Here is a 4786-nt window from a genome sequence, read left to right as displayed (position 1 = left end):
CTTGGTTCTGGCTATGGCCTTCCCGCTACCGGGCGGCCTAGGGACTTTCACCCATTAGAGTGCGCCCATGCCGGGCGCACCAAAAAACTGTGCAAATACGCAAGCGTATTGCACAGCCATAATACCGTATTTAGTTATAACAGACTCAGCCCCAGGTAGATAACAGCCGAAATACAGGCACTGATGGGAATCGTAATGACCCAGGCCAGAAGCATGCTGCGGGCTACGCCCCAATGAACGGCACGGACCCGTTCAGCCGAACCGATGCCCATAATAGAACCGGATACGACGTGAGTCGTACTGACCGGCAGGTGCAGGAAAGTCGCCGTAAAGATAACAATCGACGAATTCAGATCTGCAGCAAAGCCATTGATGGATTCCATCTTGAAGATTTTCGTTCCCATCGTAGAAATGATGCGCCAGCCGCCGGCCGATGTCCCCAGCGCCATCGATGTGGCACAGGCGATTTTTACCCATATAGGAATTTCCATGGTTTCAATGTAACCGCCGGACAGTAACGCCAGGGCGATAATGCCCATAGCTTTCTGCGCATCGTTCGAACCGTGGGAAAAAGCCATGAGGCTTGCCGACACGAGCTGCATTTTGCGGAACTGCCGGTTCAGGGTAATAGGAGAAAAATTACGGAAAATCCATAATAGCCCGATCATGACAAAGTACCCCGTTGCAAGTGCCACGATTGGCGACAGAATCAGGGACATGATGATTTTGCTGATCCCCGTTATATCCAGGGCAGCTGGTCCGACGCTGATGGAGACGGCACCGATAACGCCCCCGACAAGAGAATGGGAGGAACTGCTGGGGATACGGTAATACCAAGTCGTTATATTCCAGATAATCGAACCGATCAGAGCGGCTACAATGACTTCCAGACTGATCTGGGATGGGTTGAGGACCAGATCACCGCCAATGGTCTTTGCGACACCGGTACTGATCATGGCGCCGGCAAAATTCAGTGTAGCCGCCATGATAATAGCATGACGGGGCGTGATTGCCCGTGTCGATACACTGGTGGCAATGGCATTGGCCGTGTCATGAAACCCATTGACATAATCAAAAAGAACGGCAAGCAATACGACTGCCCAGATTAACCAATGCTCAGGCATACTTCAATACAACCCTCCTGAACGTGACAACCAAATCTTCACAGTCATCTGTCACGTCTTCGACAGACTGCAGTATTTCTTTCCATTTGATAATTTCGATGGGATCTTTGCATTCGGCAAACAGCTTTGCCATTTCTTCGTGATAGAGGTCATCACAATCCTGTTCCAGTTTCAGCACCTTTTTACTGCGTGCTTCTACTTTGAGATAGTTCTTTTTCAAATCCTTCATATATCCGATAGATTTGCGGATTTCCTTCATCGCTTTGGCCGTAATGACCGTCATCTGTTTAGTTCCTTCCGTAGCCTCGCCGACCTTGTACATCCACATTTTATCCATGATGTCATTAATGCTGTCTACAGTCGCATCCAGCTGGTCTATTAGCTGCTGGATATCTTCCCGGTCCATGGGGGTAATAAACGTTTTTTGCAGCCGTTTCATCGTTTCGACTACCAGTTCATTTGCCTTTGTCTTCAGATCAAAAATCTGATGCATGGCGTCTTCTGTAGGGATTTCCCGGTTCATGGCCTGACGCAACAGATCAGCTGCTTCATAGCTGATACGGGCATGTTCGTCGAGCAAGGTGAAAAACTTCTCTTCTTTCGGCTTTAAATGGAATGCCATAGTCGTCCAATCTCCTCATTTTTACAAGTACATACCGGCCGTAGAATTTACAAAAACATGACGCATTTATCGTCAAAATTTTACAATGGCCTACTTTGCATTATATCATATGCGCTTTTTTTATTCTACATAATCGTTTTACTTTTCATAATTTCTGATGCATTATTTTAAACCAGTATTTCTTATCTTTATTATTTACAAAAAAGAAAAGTCTCCAATCGCCTAAAAAGAAAAGGGGAAATGGAGACTTTAATATGATATATAAAATTTACAATATCATTTACTGATATCCTATGGATTATTTGATGACAGCCTTATGGATGATTTCCAGGAAATCACCGGCTTTCAGGCTGGCACCGCCGACCAGTCCGCCATCAATGTCGGGGCAGGCTGTCAGTTCTGCTGCATTTTTGCCTTTAACGCTGCCGCCGTACAAAATGGATACATCCTGTGCAGCTGTGTCATCATAGAGAGCTGCCAGCTTTTTGCGGATAATGTCGCATACTTCTTCTGCCTGAGCAGCCGTCGCCGTTTTGCCCGTCCCGATAGCCCAGATAGGTTCGTAGGCGATGACCACTTTCGTTATATCAGCTGCCGCAATATCTTTCAGGGCGTTTTCGATCTGACCTTCTATCCAGGACTGCATAATACCGCCTTCACGCTGGGCCAGCGTTTCCCCACAGCAGAGAATCGGCGTGAGTCCATGGGCTAGTGCAGATTTAACTTTCAGATTGACCGTTTCATCCGTTTCATTGTTGTATTCCCGCCGTTCCGAATGGCCGATGATGACATGGCTGACGCCGATATCTTTTAACATAGCCGGCGATACTTCGCCTGTGTAAGCGCCGTTGTCCAGCCAGTGCATATTCTGGGCAGCAACATGTACAGCCGTTCCTTTTGTCAGTTCTACAGCCAGCGGCAAATAGGGAAATACGGGGGCAATGACGATATCTGCCTGTTCCGCACCGGTAAGTCCCTGTACGAGAGCCGTGATGGTTTCCCGCGTTTCTTTTCCGGTGTGATTCATCTTCCAGTTACCTGCAATAATTGTTTTTCTCATCTCGAAAACTCCTTTGCGACTGATATAAGTAGATTTATTTATCACTCAGCGATTCTATACCGGGCAGCTTCTTGCCTTCCAGATATTCCAGGGAAGCGCCGCCGCCAGTAGAGATATGGCTGATCTGATTAGCAAGGCCTGTTTTATTTACAGCCGAAACGGAGTCACCGCCGCCGACAATGGAAACCGCCTGGGAATGAGCTACTGCACGGGCAACAGCTTCTGTGCCCTTTGCGAAGTTTTCCATTTCAAAGACTCCCATCGGACCGTTCCAGACGATGAGTTTCATCGGTTCCAGTTCACGGGCAAACAGTTCCTGTGACTTTGTACCGATATCGAGGATCATCCAGTCTTCCGGCACGGCATCAGCCGGTACGACTTTATGAGCCGCATCGTTAGAGAACGTTTCCGCTACGTTCACATCGACGGGCAGCAGCAGTTTCTTTCCTTCGTCTGCTGCCTGGGCGATAAGTTTCTTCGCCAAATCGATTTTATCGGCTTCTACCAGAGACTTTCCAATACCATACCCCTGGGCTGCCAGGAAGGTGTTGGCCATGCCGCCGCCAATAATCATGACATCGACTTTGGGCAGCAGATTGGAAATGACTTCAATCTTATCGGAAACTTTGGCACCACCAATGATTGCTGCGAAGGGGTGTGCCGGATGATCGACGGCACCACCGATAAAGCGGATTTCTTTTTCCAGAAGGAAACCGGCTGCCATAGGAAGAAAAGCGGCAATACCGGCTACGGATGCATGAGCGCGGTGGCAGCATCCAAAGGCGTCGTTGATGCCTACATCGGCCAGAGAAGCCAGCTTGCGGGAGAATTCCGGATCATTCTTTTCCTCTTCCCCGTGGAAGCGCAGGTTTTCCAGGAGCAGGACCTGGCCCGGCTGCAGTGCCCCGGCCATAGTTTCCGTTTCGGCTCCGATGCAGTCCGGTGCCATCTGCACGGGAATCCCCAGCAGTTCCGACAGGCGGGCTGCCACCGGTTTTAAGGAATATTTTGCAACGGCCTTTCCCTTTGGCCGGCCCAGATGGCTGGCCAGGATGACCGCAGCCTGATGGTCGAGGAGATAGCGGATTGTCGGCAATGTTTTCTGGATCCGTGTATCGTCGGTGATAACGCCATTTTCATCAAGTGGCACGTTGAAATCAGCGCGGACAAATACTTTTTTCTTATCTACATCTACATCAGTAATTATTTTTTTCATAGTAGTCTCTCCTCTCGTCAGTCGAGACCCTGGGATGTGAGGTATTTCACCAGTTCGACGACGCGGCGGGCATATCCCCATTCATTATCATACCAAGAGACAATTTTCACCATGCCTCCGTCCATGACCATATTCAGGGGAATATCGATGGTCGTCGTATTTTCATTGCCGCGGTAATCAACCGAAACGAGTTCATCTTCGTTAGTATCGATGATGCCTCTGTATTTCCAAGCAGCGGCTTTTTTGAAGGTGCTGTTCAAATCTTCCAGGGTAACGTTTTTATCTTCTAATTCCAGGACAATATCCACAATGGAGACATCCGGTGTCGGTACGCGGACTGCCCGGCAGCTCAGTTTGCCTTCGAATTCCGGCAGGACTTTGGTAATGGCTTCGGCAGCCCCGGTCGTCGTCGGAATGATCGACATGCCCGCTGCCCGGGCGCGGCGGAAATCTTTATGGGATACGTCGAGTATTTTCTGGTCCGTCGTGTAGGAATGGATGGATGTGGTCATACCGCGTCTGACACCATACGTATCATTCATCAGTTTCAGGATAGCAGCCAGACCGCAGGTTGTCATAGAAGCGCCGGAAATGACGTGGTGCTTCTTGGGATTGTATTTATCTTCATTGACGCCAAGGACAATCGTAATGTCATCGATGGTGGATGGTGCCGTAATGATGACTTTTTTTACGCTGCCTCCCAGGGGAAGACGACTCTGGGAACTCGCCGTGCGGCGGCCGGCATATTTGCCCGATGATTCGAT

General features: G+C 49.2%; 5 protein-coding genes. All 5 read right to left on the bottom strand.

The features are described from left to right. Positions 1 to 134: 134 nt before the first annotated feature. On the bottom strand, positions 135 to 1124 hold the full coding sequence (locus tag DBO31_RS00045; protein WP_059075592.1) for an inorganic phosphate transporter: 990 nt from the start codon (positions 1122 to 1124) through the stop codon (positions 135 to 137). Further along, positions 1117 to 1746, bottom strand: coding sequence for a DUF47 domain-containing protein (locus DBO31_RS00040; protein WP_059075591.1), 630 nt, complete (start codon positions 1744 to 1746; stop codon positions 1117 to 1119). The genes DBO31_RS00045 and DBO31_RS00040 overlap by 8 nt, the downstream gene beginning before the upstream one ends. Positions 1747 to 2044: 298 nt before the next feature. Next, positions 2045 to 2806, bottom strand: coding sequence for a triose-phosphate isomerase (gene tpiA / locus DBO31_RS00035; RefSeq protein WP_150824126.1), 762 nt, complete (start codon positions 2804 to 2806; stop codon positions 2045 to 2047). A gap of 34 nt (positions 2807 to 2840) precedes the next feature. After that, positions 2841 to 4022, bottom strand: a complete 1182-nt coding sequence (gene pgk, locus DBO31_RS00030) for a phosphoglycerate kinase (RefSeq protein ID WP_059075589.1) — start codon at positions 4020 to 4022, stop codon at positions 2841 to 2843. A 17-nt stretch (positions 4023 to 4039) separates the two neighbouring features. Continuing rightward, a partial coding sequence (locus DBO31_RS00025) for a type I glyceraldehyde-3-phosphate dehydrogenase (protein ID WP_150824125.1) occupies positions 4040 to 4786 on the bottom strand: 747 nt, incomplete at its 5' end.

This window comes from Megasphaera sp. DJF_B143 (genome assembly GCF_900320625.1).
Classification (GTDB): domain Bacteria; phylum Bacillota; class Negativicutes; order Veillonellales; family Megasphaeraceae; genus Megasphaera; species Megasphaera hexanoica.
Note: the sequence above shows the minus strand (reverse complement) of the source record. Positions and strands in the feature narration are given on the sequence as shown.

Excerpts from the sequence above, each read along its gene's own strand:
- DBO31_RS00045 (WP_059075592.1), bottom strand. The coding sequence starts at position 1,124 with ATGCCTGAGCATTGGTTAATCTGGGCAGTCGTATTGCTTGCCGTTCTT.
- DBO31_RS00040 (WP_059075591.1), bottom strand. The coding sequence starts at position 1,746 with ATGGCATTCCATTTAAAGCCGAAAGAAGAGAAGTTTTTCACCTTGCTC.
- tpiA (WP_150824126.1), bottom strand. The coding sequence starts at position 2,806 with ATGAGAAAAACAATTATTGCAGGTAACTGGAAGATGAATCACACCGGA.
- pgk (WP_059075589.1), bottom strand. The coding sequence starts at position 4,022 with ATGAAAAAAATAATTACTGATGTAGATGTAGATAAGAAAAAAGTATTT.